The 18955-nt window shown below is 67.3% G+C and carries 17 protein-coding genes; 8 read left to right on the plus strand and 9 right to left on the minus strand.

Going from position 1 to position 18955, the window contains the following annotated elements:
- Window positions 1–44 precede the first annotated feature (44 nt).
- Both AU197_RS23345 and AU197_RS23350 read left to right on the plus strand, forming a co-directional pair.
- Window positions 45–698, plus strand: a complete 654-nt coding sequence (locus AU197_RS23345) for an Rv1363c family protein (protein WP_231745172.1) — start codon at window positions 45–47, stop codon at window positions 696–698.
- Window positions 695–1432, plus strand: coding sequence for a hypothetical protein (locus AU197_RS23350; protein ID WP_064405895.1), 738 nt, complete (start codon window positions 695–697; stop codon window positions 1430–1432). Before AU197_RS23345 ends, AU197_RS23350 begins: the two co-directional genes overlap by 4 nt.
- Here AU197_RS23350 and AU197_RS23355 read toward each other — a convergent pair.
- Both AU197_RS23355 and AU197_RS23360 read right to left on the minus strand, forming a co-directional pair.
- Window positions 1422–1856: a DUF2599 domain-containing protein gene (locus AU197_RS23355; protein ID WP_082696818.1), complete on the minus strand. Its 435-nt coding sequence runs from the start codon at window positions 1854–1856 to the stop codon at window positions 1422–1424. The genes AU197_RS23350 and AU197_RS23355 overlap by 11 nt on opposite strands.
- A gap of 14 nt (window positions 1857–1870) precedes the next feature.
- A complete protein-coding gene (locus AU197_RS23360; protein ID WP_064405897.1) occupies window positions 1871–3346 on the minus strand; it encodes an aldehyde dehydrogenase family protein in 1476 nt (491 codons plus the stop codon).
- Window positions 3347–3428: 82 nt separating this feature from the next.
- Here AU197_RS23360 and AU197_RS23365 point away from each other — a divergent pair, with 82 nt between their 5' ends.
- Complete coding sequence (locus AU197_RS23365; protein WP_064405899.1) at window positions 3429–4223, plus strand: FadR/GntR family transcriptional regulator; 795 nt, start codon at window positions 3429–3431, stop codon at window positions 4221–4223.
- A 4-nt stretch (window positions 4224–4227) separates the two neighbouring features.
- Here the strand turns inward: AU197_RS23365 and AU197_RS23370 are convergent, their stop codons facing one another.
- The 6 genes from AU197_RS23370 to AU197_RS23395 all read right to left on the minus strand — a co-directional run bounded on the left by AU197_RS23370 (window position 4228) and on the right by AU197_RS23395 (window position 11516).
- Window positions 4228–5436 (minus strand): CaiB/BaiF CoA transferase family protein, encoded by a 1209-nt coding sequence (locus AU197_RS23370; RefSeq protein ID WP_064405901.1) that lies wholly within the window; start codon window positions 5434–5436, stop codon window positions 4228–4230.
- A gap of 46 nt (window positions 5437–5482) precedes the next feature.
- Window positions 5483–6616 carry a DUF7064 domain-containing protein gene (locus AU197_RS23375; RefSeq protein ID WP_231745173.1) on the minus strand — a complete coding sequence of 378 codons (1134 nt, stop codon included), beginning with the start codon at window positions 6614–6616 and terminating at the stop codon, window positions 5483–5485.
- A gap of 91 nt (window positions 6617–6707) precedes the next feature.
- Window positions 6708–7562: an acyl-CoA thioesterase gene (locus AU197_RS23380; RefSeq protein ID WP_064405902.1), complete on the minus strand. Its 855-nt coding sequence runs from the start codon at window positions 7560–7562 to the stop codon at window positions 6708–6710.
- A gap of 30 nt (window positions 7563–7592) precedes the next feature.
- Window positions 7593–9167 (minus strand): AMP-binding protein, encoded by a 1575-nt coding sequence (locus AU197_RS23385; RefSeq protein WP_064405904.1) that lies wholly within the window; start codon window positions 9165–9167, stop codon window positions 7593–7595.
- 80 nt (window positions 9168–9247) lie between these two features.
- On the minus strand, window positions 9248–10678 hold the full coding sequence (locus AU197_RS23390; RefSeq protein ID WP_064405906.1) for a FadR/GntR family transcriptional regulator: 1431 nt from the start codon (window positions 10676–10678) through the stop codon (window positions 9248–9250).
- 4 nt (window positions 10679–10682) lie between these two features.
- The gene (locus AU197_RS23395; RefSeq protein ID WP_082696819.1) at window positions 10683–11516 is read right to left on the minus strand and encodes an enoyl-CoA hydratase/isomerase family protein; all 834 of its coding nucleotides are present in this window, start codon (window positions 11514–11516) and stop codon (window positions 10683–10685) included.
- Between the two features lie 53 nt (window positions 11517–11569).
- Here AU197_RS23395 and AU197_RS23400 point away from each other — a divergent pair, with 53 nt between their 5' ends.
- From AU197_RS23400 to AU197_RS23420, 5 genes are read left to right on the plus strand one after another with little or no spacing between them, the layout of a single operon-like run.
- Window positions 11570–12814 carry a cytochrome P450 family protein gene (locus AU197_RS23400; protein WP_064405907.1) on the plus strand — a complete coding sequence of 415 codons (1245 nt, stop codon included), beginning with the start codon at window positions 11570–11572 and terminating at the stop codon, window positions 12812–12814.
- A gap of 1 nt (window position 12815) precedes the next feature.
- The gene (locus AU197_RS23405; RefSeq protein WP_064405910.1) at window positions 12816–14084 is read left to right on the plus strand and encodes an FAS1-like dehydratase domain-containing protein; all 1269 of its coding nucleotides are present in this window, start codon (window positions 12816–12818) and stop codon (window positions 14082–14084) included.
- Window positions 14081–14932, plus strand: a complete 852-nt coding sequence (locus tag AU197_RS23410; RefSeq protein WP_082696820.1) for an enoyl-CoA hydratase/isomerase family protein — start codon at window positions 14081–14083, stop codon at window positions 14930–14932. Before AU197_RS23405 ends, AU197_RS23410 begins: the two co-directional genes overlap by 4 nt.
- Window positions 14929–16362 carry a phosphotransferase family protein gene (locus AU197_RS23415; RefSeq protein ID WP_064406014.1) on the plus strand — a complete coding sequence of 478 codons (1434 nt, stop codon included), beginning with the start codon at window positions 14929–14931 and terminating at the stop codon, window positions 16360–16362. Before AU197_RS23410 ends, AU197_RS23415 begins: the two co-directional genes overlap by 4 nt.
- Window positions 16326–18491 carry an acyl-CoA dehydrogenase family protein gene (locus AU197_RS23420; protein WP_064405912.1) on the plus strand — a complete coding sequence of 722 codons (2166 nt, stop codon included), beginning with the start codon at window positions 16326–16328 and terminating at the stop codon, window positions 18489–18491. Before AU197_RS23415 ends, AU197_RS23420 begins: the two co-directional genes overlap by 37 nt.
- Here AU197_RS23420 and AU197_RS23425 read toward each other — a convergent pair.
- A complete protein-coding gene (locus tag AU197_RS23425; protein WP_064405914.1) occupies window positions 18484–18915 on the minus strand; it encodes a Zn-ribbon domain-containing OB-fold protein in 432 nt (143 codons plus the stop codon). The two genes, AU197_RS23420 and AU197_RS23425, sit on opposite strands and share 8 nt — an antisense overlap.
- Window positions 18916–18955: the final 40 nt, after the last annotated feature.

Raw genomic sequence — 18955 nt, forward strand, 5'->3', positions numbered from 1 at the left:
GATCATCCTCACCGACATTGACCTACGCTGACGAGGAGCAGACGATGACCAACCGGGAACAGGTGCTGACACTGGACGCCACCGACGACACCGACGCCGATGAGACCCGGCCCGAGGAAGCCGGCGGGCAGACCGCCGCCACGGAACCCGAGTCCGAAGCCAGCGCGGAAGCCGATGAACACGATCCTGATTCACCGCGGCTACGGTGGCTGCGTCGGCCCAGCCGAAAGGGCGTTGCGCTGGGGCTTGGTGCCCTGCTCGTGATCGGATCGCTGGCCACCAGCGTGGTGCTGGCGATCGACCTGAAGCGTGAGCGAGACGTTGCCGACGCGGGCCGGCAGGCGCTTGCCGCGGCGCAGCAGTACGCGGTCGTGCTGACCAGCGTCGATGCGGCCAAGCTCGACGAGAACTTCGCCGCGGTCCTCGACGGTGCGACCGGCGAGTTCAAGCAGATGTACAGCGAGTCCAGCAGTCAACTCAAACAGGCGCTCATCGACAACAAGGCCAGAGCCGACGGCAAGGTGATCGCGGCCGGCATCAAGTCGGCGACCGAGGACAAGGTCGAGGTGATGCTCTTCTTGGACCAGTCGGTCACCAACGCGCTGAATCCCGAACCGCGACTTGATCGCAACCGCATCATCATCACCATGGAAAAGGTCGACGGCCGCTGGCTGGCCAGTGATGTCGTGCTTCCGTGAGCGGGCTTCTCGCGCGGTTGGCGGGCGCGCTGCTCGGCGCTGCACTCGTGGCAGCGTTCATCGGGACGTCGCCGACGGCGGGCGCCGACACCACATCCAACGGCGTCACCTACACCGTCGTACCCGACGTCCGCGCGGGAACCAGCCCACAAGGTCCGGGTGAGTGGACGGTGCACTACGAGAAGCTCGCGGGTGGTGACCCCGCGGTCACCGATGCGATCAACCGGATCCTCGACGACGAGGCCGACGGTCAGGTGTGGCTGTTCGCCGCCAGCGCCAGCAAGAGCTCGCCGTGGACGTTCAACACACAGGGCAGGTTGCAGTTCCGGCCGATGACCATCTCGGAACTGTGGCAGGGCCGATACCACGCCGTCGACCTGCCCAACATGCCCGTCGACACCGTGGCGACGCGAGTGTTCGACTCACGCAGCGGAATACAGATCGTGTGGAAGAACCTGTTCGTCGACGAACAGGCCGGGCTGAACCGGTTGGGCGAGTTGACCGAAAAGATCCTGCCCGCCACCTATCCGGAACCGCCGCTGGGCGGATGGGGGGAGTACTACGCGGGATGGGCGCCGGTGGAGCGCAACTTTCGATTCTGGATACCCACCGACGCGGGCATCCAGATGTACTTTCCCGAAGGCCAATTCGGCAGGGAGGTGCGTTCGATCACGATCCCGTGGGCGGCCGTCGAGGATCTGATCGCCCCCGTGTTCGCGCCGATCACCAGTTGAGGACGTCGTCCGGTCCGCCGGGGTTGCACCCGGAGTTCTGCATGATGATGCTGGACACGACCGGCCGCCACGGTTCGAGGTTCCAGGTGCCGACCTTGCCCGGATTGGTGAAGGTGGAGAGCTGCCAGTAGCACATGAACTGGTTCTGCATGGACAGCGTGTTGGCGTCGGGCGCATGCTCGAGCAACTCCGCCCACGCGTCGTAGCTCTGCGCGCCGTTGCTGAACGGTCCCGACCCCGCCCATCCCCAGGGCGTGGGATAAATCCGCAGCGTCGCCCGGTCGCCGTGGTACTCCCAGACGGTGTGGTCGATGTAGTCGGGGGAGCCCGGCGGACGCGCCGGCAGCGGCGCCGCATGCGCCACCGCGCCGGGAAACAGCACGACGGCGCCCGCAACGACGGCGAGCAATCGACCAATCCTCACGGCCTCACCTCATATCAGCCGACCGACCATTGAAGTGCCTTGTGCTGCAGGTACTCCGCAAGCCCGTACTCACCGAACTCCCGCCCGATGCCGCTGTGCTTGTACCCGCCGAACGGCGCGCTCGGGTTCAGTCCGCCACCACCACCGTTGATGATGACCGTGCCCGCCCGCAACCGGCGTCCGACCGCCACCGCCCGCAGCGGGTCGGCCGACCATACGCCGCCGGCCAGACCATAGCGGCTGTCGTTGGCCAGCCGCACCGCTTCATCGTCGTCATCGAACGGGATCACCACACCGACCGGACCGAAGAACTCGTCTTGGGCGATGCGCATCTTGTTGTCGACGCCGACGAACAGCGTCGGTTCCACGAAGTACCCACGCTCCAACTGCTCGGGACGCTTTCCGCCGAAGGCGATCTGCGCCCCCTCCTCGACTCCGGTGGCGATCAGCGACTCGACCCGCTCGCGTTGCACCTCGCGGATCAGCGGCCCCATCATCGTCGCCGGATCCGACGGGTCACCCACACTGATGAAGCCCAGCACACCGGTGATACGGGCGACCAGCTCATCGTGCAGCGACTGGTGCACCAGGATGCGGGTCAGCAGCGCACAGCCCTGGCCCGCGTGCGTGACGATGCCCGCGAGCACACTCTCCATCACCTTGTCGAGGTCGGCGTCCTCGAGGATGATGTTGGCCGACTTGCCGCCGAGTTCGAGAACGACCTTCTTCAGCGAGTCCGCCGCCTGCGTATAAACCCTGCGGCCCACCGCATCCGAGCCGGTGAAGCTGACCAGGTCCACCCCGGGATGGGTGGTCAGCGCCTCGCCTTCGGCGATGTCGCCGGTGACCACGTTGAGTACGCCCGACGGCAGACCCGCGGCCTCGGCCACCTCGCCGAGCACCAGCGCCTCCAAAGGCGTATACGGCGACGGTTTGAGCACTGCGGTGCACCCGGCGGCCAGTGCGGGTCCGATCTTGGCGAGGTTCAGCAGGAACGGGAAGTTGAACGGGGTGATGAGCGCTGCCACGCCGTAGGGTTCGCGCAGCATCATGCCCTGGCCGATGCCGTGGCCCATCACCGGACGCACCGGTGGCTCGAAGTCGAACTGCGGCAACACCCGCTCGGTCAGGTCGCGAAAGTGGTCGATCGGGGTGCCGACCTGAAGCATTTCCGAGAGCATGCGGGTCGAACCGGCCTCGGCGATGTTCAACTCGATGAGTTCGTCTCGGCGGCGGGTGAGTTCGTCGGCCATGGCGGCCAGGATGCGGCCGCGCTCGGCCGGGCGCATCGTCGGCCACGGTCCTTCGTCGAACGCGGTGCGGGCCGCGGTGACAGCGGCCTCGACGTCGGCGACGGTCGCCTGCGGCACCTCGGCGATGGTTTGCTCGGTCGCCGGGTTCACCACCGTGACGGTGTCGTTGCCGGTGCCCGACGTCCATGCGCCGTCGATGAACAAGCCCTTGCGGGTGGAAACGGTCGTGGCTGTCACTGAATTCCTCCTAGCTGGGCGTCATTGAGTAAGCTGAATTAGCTATTTCGTCGGTGGCTTCGGTGGGCAGGGCAGGAGGGCGATGGAACTGAACGGCCGTGGCGACCGCTCGTCCAAGCTCGTACGCGCCCCCAAGACCGCCGAGCTGATCGCCGACCATCTGCGCAGCAGCATCGTGCGGGGTGTGCTCAAGAAGGGCGACGCACTGCCGACCGAGGTGGAACTGGTCCGGCAGTTCGGGGTGTCCCGGCCCACGCTGCGCGAGGCATTCCGGATCCTGGAGAGCGAGTCGCTGATCGTGGTGCGCCGCGGTTCGCGAGGCGGCGTGCTGGTGTCCTCGCCCGAAACCGCGGTGGCCGCGCGGGATTTCGGCCTGCTGCTGCAGATGTCGAAAACCACGCTGGCCGACGTGTACGAGGCGCGTAAGGTCTTCGAGCCCGCCGCCGTCGAGCTGCTGGCCAAACGGGCCAAACCCGACGACATCGCCGAATTGCGGTCCACCTGTTCGGCTTTGGCCGCCCTGATCGCCGACGGCGCCGAGGACGCCGACCTCGGCGAGTGGTCGGCGGTCGTCTTCCGGTTCCACGACGTCATCCTCGAACGTTCCGGAAACAACACCATGGCGCTGGTCGGGGCGGTGTTGCGCGATGTCATCACCAAGCACATGGATCGCGCGGTCACCACCGCCGCCGGTCCCGAGGTGATCGAGAAGCAGTTCAAACAGACCCTGCGGACCTTCGAGAAGTTCATCGCATTGATCGAAGACGGGGATGCGGTGGGGGCCAGGGAACTCTGGACCGCCCACATGAACCGCGCGGGCCGCCAGATGCTGTGGGGCAACCTCGCCAACGAAACGGTCCTCGACCTGTACTCCTGACACGTCAGCCCAGCACTCCCTGTTCGCGCAGACCCGCGATCGTGTCCCAGTCCATGCCGCAGTCCAGCAGGATCTCCTCGGTGTGCTGGCCGAGCTCGGGTGCCGGGCCCACCGGAGTGGTTGGCACGCCGTCGAATTGGTAGGGCGGGGCCACCAGGCGGAACGGTTTGCCGTCGGTGCCGACGACCTCGGGCAGATAGCCGTTCTCGGCGACCTGCGGGCTGGCGCACACCTCCTCGAACGTCGCCGCCGCCGACCACACGCCGGAGAAACCGGCCAGCGCGCCGCGCCACTCCTCGAGTGTGCGGCTTGCGAATGTGGCGTCCAATTCCGCGACGCACTCGGCACTGTTGGCGAAGCGCGAAAAGGCGTCGCGGAATCGCTCATCGTCGACCAGATCGTCGCGCCCGATCAGTGTGCAGAGTTCGGGCCAGAACCGGTCGGCCTGCAGGCACACCAGGTTCAGCCATCGGTCGTCGGCGGTGCGGTAGTAGTTGACGATCGGATTCGGTGCCGCCTTGCGTTCGATGCGCGGCAGTTCTTTCGATCCGGCTGCCGCCGCCGCGATGTCGGGGCCCATGGTCCACATGCCGGTGTTCAGCAGCGAGACGTCGATCAGCGCGCCCTCACCCGCCCGTTCTCGTCGGAACAGTGCCATCGCCACCGCACCGGCGATGGCGCTGGAGCCTTGCAGGTCGAAGAACGCGGCCGGTTGCGCGGCGGGGTCGGTGGCCCCCGGGGCGGTCAGCTTGTTCTGCACCCCCGCCGCCGACCACGCTGCGGCGGAATCGAACCCGCCCGTTGAGGCGTTGGGGCCGGTGCTGCCCCAGCCGGATCCCCTCACGTAGATCAGCCGAGGGTTGTCCACGCGCAGATCGTCGGGATCGATCCCGAGTTTGGCCCGGACCTTCGGCAGGTAGCTGGTGAGGAAGACGTCCGCGGTCTTGACCAGTCGGCGCAGCGCGTCCAGGCCGGCCGGGGTGGTCAAGTCGAGGGTGATGCTGCGCTTTCCGCGGTTGGGCACGTGCAGGAAGGGGTTGGGCGCATTGTCGTCGGCGTTGAGCGCGTTGCGCAGCGCGCGCTGGGGATCACCGGTCGGGGGCTCCACCTTGATCACGTCGGCGCCGAGGTCGGCCATGATGGCACCGGCGCCCGGCACGAAGGTCCATGCCGCCACCTCGACGACGCGGACACCCTCGAATGGTCCAGCCATGCTCAATCTCCTGCTGTTCGCGAACGTTCGAATTCCGATGGGAGGGTCACCGCACCGCCTGAAGCGCGTCACGCATCCGAGCGAAGTGCTTGGGCGCCCAGATGTCCTGGTCCTCGCCCCACCCGATGTGGCCGTCCATGTCGAACCGCATCAATGCCGTACTGCCGCTGCCGTATTCGCTGATGTGGCTGACCGTGAAGCCTTCGGTGGCCATGTGCCTGCCCAGCACGTCGGTCAACCGCAGCTCCATGTGCGAACTCCACCCGGTGACCGGGTCGCGGTAGTTCTTCATCACGCTGGCCGATTTGTCGAGTGAGGCGAATTCGCCGTCGCGCAGCAGCCATCCGTGGTTCAGCGGCGACCACCCGTCAGGACCGCCCTCGGCAACCCTGACGAAGCCCAAAAAGCCGGCCTCCGGCCCGGTGTGGGCGAACACGTACTGGATGCGCCCGCGTCCGCGCTCGCGTTCGATCTGACGCCACAGCGGCCCGCCCGGGTGCAGGACCCGGCCGCTGTCGTCGGATCGTTTGCCGCTGCCCGATTTCCGAGGGGCGCCGCGCGGTGCCCAGGACCGGTCACGCACCGAGTAGCAGTCGATCGGTATGTGCTCGCCGTCCAACGTCAACGCGCCGGTCACGTGTCCGACCTGGTCGAAGTGCGTGTGGTTCATGAACGGTGGCTCGCCGGGGGTGAACCGGCGCGGATCGTGCAGGCCGTCGAAGTGCAGGTCAATGGCGAAGTCGGCTGCCGCATCGGCGAACTCGACCTGGTATTCGCGCAGGGGACGCAGCATCCGCACCGAGAAACCGCCGCCGGGAATGGCAATGTCGCGCAGGTCCGGATTCGGTTCGGTGACCGGCACCTCGGTCTGCATCCGGAAGTAGCGCAGCTGGTCCGGCAAGGCACCGCGGGGATCCCACAGGTACACGCGCCAGGTCACGGTGCGCCGGGTGGTGTGGAAGGTGGCGTGCAGCCAGCATCCGATCTTGCGTTCCGGGATGTTGAAGGACCACCAGGTGGTCTCGGCCCAGTACGGGTCGCCCTCCGGGGCCGGGTGGAAGTTGTCGTCGGCGGGGAGTATCGGCGTATCGGCGGTGATGTGCGTGCTCCGATGCGCCTGGTCGGTTGTGTCGGTGCGATCCGTCCGCGTCGCTGCGTCCGGACTGCTGGCCCGTGGCATGGCGTCATCCTAACGTAAAGGATACTAATTTAGGCGATACTGTCGAGATCGGCGCACGCAAATCTGCGACGGGTTTGATCTGCACTAATCCTCATGTGGCCGAACGCTTCTCGGCTCGTGGTCGAGGGATGTCGAAAAGCGACTCCTGTGCCAGTGTGGCCACGATCGTGCCCTGCGTGTTGTAGAGGTGGCCGGAATACATTCCGCGCCCGCCCGCGGTTGCGATGGGATCGAGATCGATCAGCAACCAGTCGTTCGGATCCGCGCCGCGGTGCAGCCACACCGCGTGATCGACGCTCGGCAGCAGCCCGACCTGCTCGATCTGCGGCGCCCGGGACAGTCCGGTGCAGAGGTCGGACAGGAACACCACGCCGCAGGCCCGCGTGTTGGGGTCATCGGCCAACGGCTCGCGGATCCGCAGCCACATTCGAGCGGGCCACCGGTACCACGGCCGGGTGTCCTCGGGGACGCGGGCCTCCACGTCGAACGTGCGCGACGCGTTGAGCTGGTGCGTGTCCAACTCGTCCGGCGGCTGCACCCGCGGTGGTTCGGCGGCCTGGTACTCGGGCGCGTCGGGTTTCGGTCGGCTGAACGAACAGGACATCGAGAAGATCACCCCGTCGTTCTGTACGGCGGTGACGCGACGCCCCGAGTAGCGCCCGCCGTCACGGTCGCGCTCCACCCGCAACTCGATCGGGGCGCTGGCATCACCGGCGAGCAGGAAGTAGCCGTGGATGGAGTGCGCGATGCGATCGTCGGGCACCGTGAGGCTCGCCGCACGCAGCGCCTGGGCCGCCACCTGCCCGCCGTAGATCGTGCGCCTACCGGTCACGCTGACCGGATCGGCCAGAAAGCGGTCATGCGGTAGAGCCTTGATGCCGAGCACCTCGGCGACGGTGGTCGGGGTGAGCTGATCGCCGTCGAAAACCTCGCGGGTCAAGCTCATTGCGGTCCCCGGTTCGCGGTCGTTCTCACCTCAGACGCGCCTGCCCGCTGCGGCCCAATGGGCGTCCCTGATCGAACGTTTCATCAGCTTCCCGGTCTCGGTGCGCGGCAGTCGGGCGGTGTACTCCACCGAGCGTGGGCACTTGTAGCCCGCAAGCCGTGAACGGGTGAACGCGATGAGTTCCTCGGCCAGCGCGTCGGTCGGCTCCGCGTCGGCGACGAGTTCGACGACCGCCTTGACCTGTTCACCCCACTCCGGATCGGGTATCCCGATCACCGCCACGTCGGCGACGGCCGGATGGCTGGACAGGACCCCCTCGACCTCGGCCGGGTAGATGTTGACGCCGCCGCTGATGATCATGTCCTTGGCGCGGTCGCAGATGAACAGGTACCCGTCGTCGTCGAGATAGCCCACGTCACCCAGCGTGAAGGCGTTTCCGCGGTGCACCGACGCGGTGAGTTCGGCGTCGTTGCGGTATTCGAAGCTCTGCCCGCTGAGCGACTCGATGTAGACATTCCCGATTTCGTTGGCGGGCAGGAGGTTTCCCTCATCGTCGAGAATCTTGACGCTCATCCCGCGCACGGGCCTGCCGACCGTGCCCGGCTTCTCCAGCCAGCGGTACGGTTTGGCGATGGTGGCCGCACCCTCGGTGCCGCCGTAGGTTTCCCAGATCACCGGACCCCACCAGTCCATCATGTCCTTCTTGACCTGCAGGGGGCACGGCGCGGCCGAGTGCACCACCGAACGCAGGCTCGAGACAACGTACTTGTCGCGAACCTCGCGCGGCAACTTGAGCATTCGCACGAACTGGGTGGGCACCATGTAGGCCGAGGTGACCGGGTGCCGGTCGATGGCGGCCAGCGTCTGCTCGGCATCGAACTTGCCGAGAATCACCAACGCCTGACCCACGTTCAGGGCCCCGAGATAGAAGCTCTGGCAGCCGGCGTGATGCATACCCGTCGACACCAGGTGTGCGCCGTCGAAGGGGCGGAAGTCGAACGCGCGGCCGAACACCGCCATGGCGTTGGCGGCCTCCGACGGGTCGCGATCGTCGAGCGCGCGCATGATGCCCTTCGGCTTGCCCGTCGTTCCCGACGAATACCGGATGGAATCGCCTTGTCTGCGATCGGCGGGCGGGGTCGACGGTGCACCGGCCATCAGTTCGGCGTCGGTGATGAATCCGGCGGGCACGTCGTCCTCGGGCGCGGCGCCGACAACGACGCGCAGTGCGGCACCGCCCGCCGCCGCGCCGCACCGGTCGAGGTAGTCGACGTGGGACACCAGCGCGGTGGCACCGGAGTGCTCGAGGATCGAGGCGAACTCGTCGGCCGACAAGGTCGGGTTCAGCGTCAGGTAGCGAAGTCCGATCTCGGTGGTCGCCAACTGCCACACCACGGCGTCGACGTCGTTCGGCAGCGCGTACGCGACCGTTTCACCGTCTCGGAGGTCGTGGGCGCGCAAGGCGTTGGCCACCCGGTGGGCTGCCGCGGTGAGTTCACCGAAGCTCATGGCGCGCCCGCTGGGCGAGTCGGCGATCGCCGGCGCGTGGGGGTGGTCTTCGGCGATCCACCACACCCCGAGCCGCTGATCCCACGGATGCTTCACGAGCGCTCCCCTCTTGAATTAGCTTAAACAGTATACTCAACACCGGGCCCTGAACAGCCCCGAGCCGAGTCGCCGAGAGGTCACCGTCCGGGCGGTGTGGTGGCCGTGACATGCGCGCGCATCCGCACCACGGCCAGCTCGCTGTCACCGGCCAGCAGCGCGTCGGCGATGCTGCGGTGCGCCGGGTCGATGGCTTGGGAGGCCCGTTCGAGTGCCTGGGGGTCGTCATCGACGTACTGGGCGAAGAAATTCCACCCGAGTCGCATGGTCACCCGGTGCACGAGTTCCAACGCCCGATTGCCCGAGAGTCGGGCGAGCACGGAATGGAAATCCTCGCGTTTGGCATACGCGGCGGTGACGCCCTGCTCGGACTCGGTGGCCAGCGCCTTCTCGATCATCGAGGCGTCAACGGTGCCGGAGCGCACGGCGGAGGCTGCCCGCTCGGCGACGGCGAGTTCCAGCCCGGTGCGCAACTCCTGGATGTGTTGTGCGTTGACGCCGTGGCGGCGCAGGTAGATCGAGATGATCTCGGTCAGCGCCGAACTGTCGGGCTCCGCGACGAACAGGCCGCCGCCGGGGCCACGCCGGGTGAGCGCGATCTGCTGGTATTCGAGGATTCGGATGGCCTCGCGCAGCACCGCCCGGCTGGCCTTGTACTTGGCCATCAGCGTGGCCTCGGAGCCGATGAATGTGCCAGGTGTGGCCCCGGTGTCGAGGACCCACGCGAAGATCTGTCTGGCCAGCGCCTCACCGCGCTTGTCGCCGTCGGTGCCCGCCAGGGCGGTGATGGGGTCCAGGGCCTGCACCGTCGCCGGCTGACGGTGAATGAATTCCGCTTCCGCGCGTAGATGCCTACTCATCCGCTCGCGGGCCACACCGGGGTTGTTGGTCAGAATCGCCCGCGCGATGCTCGCATGTGCGTGCTGTACTTCCTTGCTCATTCCGGTGGGCAGCATGGCCTCGTCGGCGAAGTGGAAATCGATGACACGGCTGAACGTTTCGACGAACAGCTGCAACACCGGGTTCCCGGTCAGCGCGGCCAGTTGGGTGTGTAGGAGCCGGTATTCGGTGAAGTTGCCCGCCGACTCCTCGGCCAACGTTTCGCGCACGGTGCTGATATCGGCCTCACCGGCTCGCTGGGAGGCCAGTTCGGCGACCAGTTCCTCCAGGATGATCCGGGTGTCGAAGAGTTCGTCGAGGGTGGCCTTGGCCCGCAGCAGATAGATCACGGTCGGACCGATCACCGCGTCGACGTCGGGTTCGTCGATGACCAGACCGCCGCCGGTGCCGCGGCGCATGCGCGCCACGCGCTGGTGCTCGACGAGGCGCACGGCCTCCCGTAGCACCGCCCGGCTCACCCCGTAGCGCTCGAGCAGCTCGGCCTCCGAACCGAGCACCTGACCCACCGGCCAGCCCAGTTCGATGACGTCGGCGACGATCTGCTCGGCGGCCCGACCCGCCAACTTGGCCCGCCGCGAGTCGATCCGCGGCGCGATCAGGTCTTGGTCCACCGCGTCACCGGTAAGTGGGTGGGCCGTTGCGCCGTGGCGTCGCGCGTCGTTCGGCCACCGGCGGGTTGCCGATGTGGGTGTAGGCCATGCCGTTCTGCAGCGCGGTCGACCTGGTCATGTCTAGAGATTCCCATATCGCCCGGATGGTTCCCTGGATCGCCTTCGGGTTCCGCTCGGCGATGGTCGCGGCGATCTGGTGCGCGCGCTCCCAGAGCTGTTCGCGGTCGACGACCTCGGTCACCAGCCCGAGTCGCAGCGCGGTGTGGGCGGAGATGCGCTCCTCGGTGCCCATCAGCGCCCAGCGCAGCACGTCGCCGAGCGGGACACCGCGCTGCAGCATCCCGATCGGCTCCAGCGCCGAGACGATCGACGCGTTCGCGTGCGGGTCGAAGAACGCGGCGTCCTCGGAGCAGATGATGATGTCCGCCTCGTTCAGCAGGTACTGCCCGCCGCCGGCCACCAGCCCGTGGACCGCGGTGATGACCGGCTTCCAGCACCGGTGCGCGATCTTCGGCGACACCCACACACCGGGATCGAAGCTGTTCCACACGTTGGACTTCAGAAACCAGCTCCCGTCGCCCTTGACGTCGACGCCGGTGCAGAAGGCCCGATCACCCGCCGCCCGTAGCACGACGACATGGATGTCGTCGGTATCGCGCACGGTCTGCCACACCCAAACCAGCTCGCGGGCCATCCGCTCGGAGATCGCGTTCATCGCATCCGGCCGGTTCAACGTCACCGTCGCGACATGGTCCGAACCGACCGCGAAATCGATGGCCTGAAGCGCGCCATCAGAGGAGCCCGGGTCGATGTCCGAGTGGGGGCTAGCGTAAATCATAGTATTCAGTGTACTAATAAATTGGATTCGCAACTGACACACGGGGAAATGAGATGGGCAAAGCCAGTCCGGGCCCGGCCGGGTTGCCGTACACCGACCTCGGCACCCGGCAGATGCTCGACAACCCGTTCGCGCGGATGGCCGAGTTGCGCGCGCGAGCACCCATCTCGTGGGCCACCGCCCCGCTGCTGCTGCGCGGCAAGGGCGGCTACCTGGTGACGTTGCACGAAGACGTCGGGACCGTGTTCGGCGACGATCGCTTCTCCAACGACATCATCAAGTACACCTCGGCGCGCCGGTTCGCCTGGATGCTGCCGTCGTCGATCCGGATGCTCACCCAGACCATGGTTTTCCGCGACGATCCCGACCACAAGCGGCTGCGGACGTTGGTGCACAAGGCGTTCACGCCGAAGTTCGTCACCACGCTGGTGCCCGACATCGACAAGATCGCAGAACAGCTCGCCGACGAGGTGGCCGCCGAACGCGACGTCGACCTGGTCCAGGCCTTCGCCGTGAAGCTGCCGCTGGCGGTCATCGCCACCATGCTCGGCATCGCCGATAAGGACCGCGACACCTTTCACGATCTGGTGGAGAAGCTGGGCGACGACGCGGGACGCCGCGCCGGGCAGATTCGCAGTGCGTATCACTCGATCCAGCTGTCTCGGCTCTTCGAGGAGATGATCTCCGACCGCCGGGCCAACCCCGACGACGGGTTGATCTCAGAACTGGTGCGGGCCAACGAAGGTGGCGACAAGCTCAGCCACAAGGAAGCCGTCGCGATGGTGTTCCTGTTGCTGCTGGCCGGCCACGACACCACCTCCAGCCTGATCGGCAGCAGCGTGCTGGCGCTGACCCAGCACCCCGAGCAGCTCGACCTGCTACGCAGCCGCCCTGAGCTGCTCGAGACGACCGCCATCGAGGAGCTGTTGCGTTACACCGCCCCCGTGGCCTACGGCGCGGCCCGGCTGGCCAAGGAGGACATGGAGATCCGCGGGGTGCACATCCCGCGCGGTTCACAGCTGTTGGGCGCGATCATCTCGGCCAACCGGGACGAGACGGTGTTCGACAATCCGGAGGCGCTGGACCTGACTCGGAAGCCGAACCGGCACTTCGGGTTCGCCTTCGGCATCCACTACTGCCTGGGTCACCAACTCGCGCGGCTGGAGGGGCGCGCGGCATTGAGCACCCTGCTGCGACGTTTCCCCAACTGGGAACTCAAGGCGCCACCGGAACAGCTGCATTACCGCCCGACGGTGTCGCTGCGTGGACTGACCAACCTACCGATACGGATGTACTGATATGACACAGACGCAACAGCAGGAATTCGACCACGCCATCAAGGACGAGGACATCGAGCGTGCGAAGCTGCTGATCGGCATCGACGCCCCGACGAGTATCGACGAGTTCTACCGCGAAGCCAGCGTCGACGGAATCCGCAACTTCGCTCGCGGAGCCGGTGATGACAACCCGCTGTTCTGCGATCCCGACTACGCCGCCGACACGAGGTGGGGCGGGGTGATCGCGCCGCCGATGATCTTCTCGGCGATGTCGAAGAAGATGCTGGGCGATCCGATTCCCGAGGACATCCGCAAGGCCACCAGGGGGCTGTTCTCCGGCATCCACGTCTTCGTCTCCGGTCAGACCACCGAGTGGTATCAGCCGGTGCGGCCTGGCGATTCGCTCTACGGCTTCGGTGGATTGGAGTCGATCGAGGAAAAGCACAGCGAGTACGCGGGCCGATCCATCATCCGCATCCTCCGCCAGGTCAAGGTGAATCAGCGCGCCGAGATCGTCGCGGTCGCGCGCATCATCCTGATTGCGACCGAACGGCAGCGCGCGCGCGAGCGCGGCAAGTACATGGATATCCAGCCCGCCACCTATACCGATGAGCAGATCGCCGAGATCGACGAGATCTACGCCGCCGAGGGCCCACGCGGTGCCGAGCCGCGGTACTGGGAGGACGTCGAGGTCGGCGAGCCGCTCCCGAAGATGGTGAAGGGCCCGCTGACCCTCACCGACGTCATCAGCTTCCACTCGGGCGGTTACGGATTCGGGCCGTACGGGATCGGAGCCGCGCGGATCGGCTACAAGAACCGCCAGCGGGTGCCCAAGTTCTACATCAAGAACGCCGCAGGTATCCCGGATGTCGCCCAGCGCCTGCACTGGGAGAACGAGTGGTCGCAGTCCATCGGCAACCCGATGGCCTACGACTACGGCGTGATGCGCGAGTGCTGGCTCACCCACTTCGTCACCGACTGGATCGGCGACGACGGCTGGCTGGTGCGCCAGCACGACGAGATGCGCAAGTTCAACTTCATCGGTGACACGCAGTTCATCACCGGTGAGGTCGTCGGTAAGCGTATGGAGAACGGAAATGCGTTGGTGGACCTGGACTTCCGCTGCACGAGCCAGCGCGGCGAGGTCACCGCACCCGCAACCGCCACCGTCGCGCTGCCCAGCCGCGAGCACGGCCCGGTGATCCTGCCCACCCCGGATGAGGAGTTGCGTCGCAAGGCCGCGGCGATGCTCGACCGGCATAACGAGCTGATCGGAAAATCGCGCAGGTGACTTCGGCTCACCCGATCGAAACCGGCACCGACACCGTGCTGGCCGAGGTCGTCGACGGCGTCGGGATCGTCACCCTCAACCGGCCCGAGCGCCGCAACGCGTTGCACGCCGAGATGTACGTCGCGGTGCCGCGGTTGCTCGAACAGTTCGCCGCCGACGATGCGATCGGCTGTGTGCTGATCACGGGCTCGGGCAATGCGTTCTGCGCGGGCGGCGATGTGCGGGATGGGAATTCGGGCAAGCAGGCATCTGGCGAATGGGGCGACGGCGTCGACGTCGAGGCCAAGGTGCGCTCGCAGACCGCGCAACTGGCCGACAACGCCAGGATGGTGACCCAGCTGCACCGCATGCCGAAGGTGACGATCGCCGCACTGCCCGGTGCGGCCGTCGGCGCGGGCATGAGCATCGCGCTGGCCGCCGACCTCCGTATCGCGGCGCGATCGGCGCGGCTCATCCCCGGCTGGTCGAAGCTGGCCTTCTCCGGTGATTTCGGCGGGGCCTGGTTCCTGACGCGGCTGCTCGGCCCGGCCAAGGCGCTCGAGCTGTTGATCGCCGACGAACCGGTGGACGCGGAGGCCGGGCTGCGGCTCGGGGTGTTCAACCGGGTCGTCAACGACGCCGACCTACGGGACTCGGCGATCCAGTGGGCCGCGCGTATCGCCGCGGGACCGACGTCGGCCTTCGCCGGCACCAAGGCCAACGTCCTTGATGCCCAGCAGCTTCCGTTGGAGCAGGCTTTGCTTGCCGAGAGCGAGCGCATGGTGCGCAGCGGTATGACCGTCGAGCATCGCAGGGCGGTCAAGGCATGGTTGGCCGCCGCCGCGGCGAAGTCGGGTGTCCGATCATGAGCGGCGGCGCGACGATCTCCGCCGAGTTGCAGCAGTGGATGATGCAGACCACCGGCGCGGACCGAGTCGAGGTCAAGCAGGTACCCGGAGGCGCCAGCAGGCAGGCATGGTTCGTCGACACGTACGGTCCGGGAGGGGATGAGCAGCTCTTCCTGCGCTACGACCCGAATCCACCCAGGCCCGGCAGCGCCTTTCACCCGTTGCAGGTCGAAGCCGAGATCATGGCGGAACTGTGGCGCCACGGCGTGACGGTGCCGCGGGTGGTGGCCGCGCACCCGGACGAGCAGGCGGTGCTGCTGGAGCGCGTCGGCGGTGACACCTGGTTCCGGCTGATCAAGGATCCCGACGATCAGGTCCGCACCGCGCGGGACTTCATCGCCAAACTGGCCTATCTCCACCGCATCGACGCCGGCACGTTGGACATCTCGAGCCTGGGCCGTGCCGGCCCGGTGCACGGGCACGTGCGGACCGAACTGTCCCGGATGCGCGAACGTGTTGCGGCGCACGGGAGACCGGCCCCGCTGGTGTCGTTCTGCATCGATTGGCTCGAGCGCAACATCCCCGACTACGACGGGCCGACGGTTCTGGTCCAAGGTGACACCGGGCCCGGCAATTTCATGTACGCCGACGGCACGGTGACCGCGATCGTGGACTGGGAGCTGGCCCACTTCGGCGACCCGATGGACGACATCGCCTGGCTGTCCCTGCGCACCGTGCAGGACACCTTCACCCATTTCCCGGACCGCATCGCCGAGTACGAACGGCTGTCCGGGCACCCAGTCGACGAAGACCGCGTCTGGTATTACCGGCTGTTCGCCGAGACGCGGCTCGCGTCGATGAACCCCGGCGGCGTCGATGCGCGGGCATCGGTGCCTGCGAACTCACCCGACGCCGGGAACAGCCTGATCTACGGCATGCTGCACCGGCGGCTGCTGATCGAAGCGCTCGCGCGGGTGGTCGGGATCCCCGACGTCGACGTCGAATTCCCCGATGAGGACCAGGAATCCGAGCGCGCCTCCGTCTATGCCGCGACCGCGGCGGCGCTGTCCGAGGCCGCGGGGCGCTCGAGCGACCCCCTGGCGATCCGCTACGTCAAGGGCGCCGCCCGGCTGGTCAAGTACCTCGCCGAGGTGGATCGCGTCGGTGCGCAGGTCGACGCGGCCGAACTGGCGGAGCTGGCCGAATTACTCGGCGACGCCCCGGCTTCGGTGCCACAGGGTCGGGCCGCGCTGGCGGAGCGGGTCGCGCGCGGCGAACTCGACGAGCGCGACTACGTCGCCCAGTTGTGGCGCGGCATCAAGCGCGACGACTACCTCACCAGAACCGCGTCCGGCGCGTTGCGGCGCCGGACCTGGCCCGAGCTTCACGATTCGAGCGAGACAGGAGCGCAGCGATGGGCATCGCCATCACCGAAGACCACCGTGAGCTAGCCGAGGTCGCACGGTCCTTCCTCGCCGCCCGTGGTGCGCGCACGGCAGCGCGAGCCTTGTTGGACGCCGAGACGGAGTCGCGGCCCGAGTTCTGGTCCGAGCTCGCCGGGCTCGGGTGGCTCGGCCTGCACGTGCCGGAGCAGTACGGCGGCTCGGGGTGCGGACTTCCCGAACTGGTCTCGGTGACAGAGGAATTCGGTCGTGCGGTCGCGCCGGGGCCGTTCGTCCCGACGGTGATCGCCTCGGCGGTCATCTCGGCGGCGGGTACCGAGGAGCAGCGTGCGCGCTGGTTGCCGACCCTGGTCGACGGGACGTCGACCGCGGGTGTCGGTTTCGATACCGCGTTGTCGTCCGACGGGTCGCGCTGCACCGGTGACGCGGGTGTGGTGCTCGGCGCCGGGCTGGCCGACCTGCTGGTGCTGACGGTCGGGGACGACGTCGTGCTGCTTCCGGCTGCGGCCGACGGCGTGGTCGTCGACGTGAAGACCAACCTCGACCCGACGCGACGCTCGGCACGCGTCACCGTGACCGACGTCGAGATCGGCGCTGCCGAATTGCTCCCTGGCGCCGCCGGAATCGCGCGCGCCATGGCCAGGACCGTCCTGGCCGCTGAAGCCGTTGGGGGAGCGCAGGATTGCCTTGATTCGGCAGTCGAGTACGCGAAGGTGCGCGAGCAGTTCGGCCGCACCATCGGTACGTTCCAGGCCATCAAGCATCATCTGGCCAACATGCTGGTGGCCGCCGAATCGGCCGGTGCGACGGTATGGGACGCGGCGCGGGCGGCGGATGCGGGGGAGCAGGAGTTCGCGCTGATGGCCGCCTGTGCGGCGACGCTGGCTTTTCCGGCATACGTGCACAACGCCGAATTGAACATTCAGGTGCACGGCGGCATCGGGTACACGTGGGAGCATGACGCGCACCTGCATCTGCGGCGCGCCGTCACGCTGCGCGGACTGGCAGGTGGACGCGACGCCCCGCTCGATGTCTATCAACTGACCGCGAAAGGTGTGGTCCGGGAGAACTCGATCGACTTGCCTCCCGAAGCCGAACAGTTGCGCGAGGAGGTGCGCGCGGAGTTCACCACCTGGTCGGGCTTGGACCCGAAACAGTTGCGGGAAAAGATGATCGAGACCGGCTACGTCATGCCGCACTGGCCGAAACCGTGGGGTCGAGCGGCCGGTGCGGTCGAGCAACTGGTCATCGAGCAGGAAATGGCCGAGGCCGGCATCAAGCGACCGGAGTTCGGCATCACCAGCTGGGTGGTGCTGACGATGATCCAGCACGGGACCTCCGATCAGATCGAACGACTGGTGCATCCGGCGCTGACGGGTGAACACGTCTGGTGCCAGCTGTTCTCCGAACCGGGCGCCGGTTCGGACGCGGCCGCCGTGAGCACGAAGGCCGTGCGCGCCGACGGCGGCTGGATCATCAACGGGCAGAAGGTCTGGACCAGCGGCGCGCAGCACTGCCGCTATGGCCTGGCGACAGTGCGCACCGATCCCGCGGCGGCCAAACACGCGGGCATCACCACGGTCATCATCGATATGAAGGCGCCCGGCGTCGAGGTCCGGCCGTTGCGCCAGATCACCGGCGGATCGGAGTTCAACGAGGTTTTCTTCAACGACGTCTTCGTCCCCGACCGCGACGTGGTCGGCGAACCCAACGACGGATGGCGGGTGGCCCGCGCGACGCTCGGCAACGAGCGGGTCAGCATCGGCGGTGGACTACCGGGCAGCCAGGGGGCCGCGGGAATGGTGGTCGACCTGACGCAGCGCTACGGCGACAGGGTGGCGGGCGCACCCGAACGGGCAGGCAGATTCCTCGCCGACGATCACGCGCTGCGACTGCTCAACCTGCGCCGGGCGGCGCGCAGCGTGGTCGGCGCCGAACCCGGTCCAGAGGGTAACGTCACCAAACTCCTGATCGCCGAACACGTGGTGGCGCGGGCGAGCCTGGCGGCCGAGTTGGTCGGGCCCGACGTCGCGCTCGTCAGCGGAGCCGGGAAGTACCCGGGCTTCATGGTGCTGGCCTCTCGGGGTATGACCATCGCGGGCGGCACCTCCGAGATCACGCGCAATCAGATCGCCGAGCGCATCCTGGGATTGCCGCGCGACCCGCTGATCAAGTGACCGGCACGAACACCGGAACCCATGAAACGTCGTGTCGTTCGAACCGGACCTCGACCGCCATCCCGGAGTGCACCGCCTCGGGATCGCAGTCGACGACGTTGGCGCTCAGCCGCAGCCCGGGTTGTTCGGGCAGCTCGACCAGGGCCACCACGAACGGTGTCGGCACGCTGGGGTTGAACTGTTGATGACACACGGTGAACGTGAACACTGTGCCGCGACCGGACACCGCGACGAACTCCGGATCCGCGCCGCACGTCGGGCATGCCGCCCGTGGCGGGTGGAAGTAACGCCCGCACGACGCGCAGTGGGCGATGAGCAGGCGGCCTTCGGCGCCGCCGGTCCAATACGGGCGCGAGGCGTCGTCGAGGGGCGGCAGGATGCGCGGGGCGGGCGAGAAATCCGAGGTAACCGACGTATCAGACACGTTATAAAAGTACACTGATTAAGTTCATTGTTCCGAAGGA

Source organism: Mycobacterium sp. IS-1590 (assembly GCF_001500025.1).
Lineage (GTDB): Bacteria > Actinomycetota > Actinomycetes > Mycobacteriales > Mycobacteriaceae > Mycobacterium.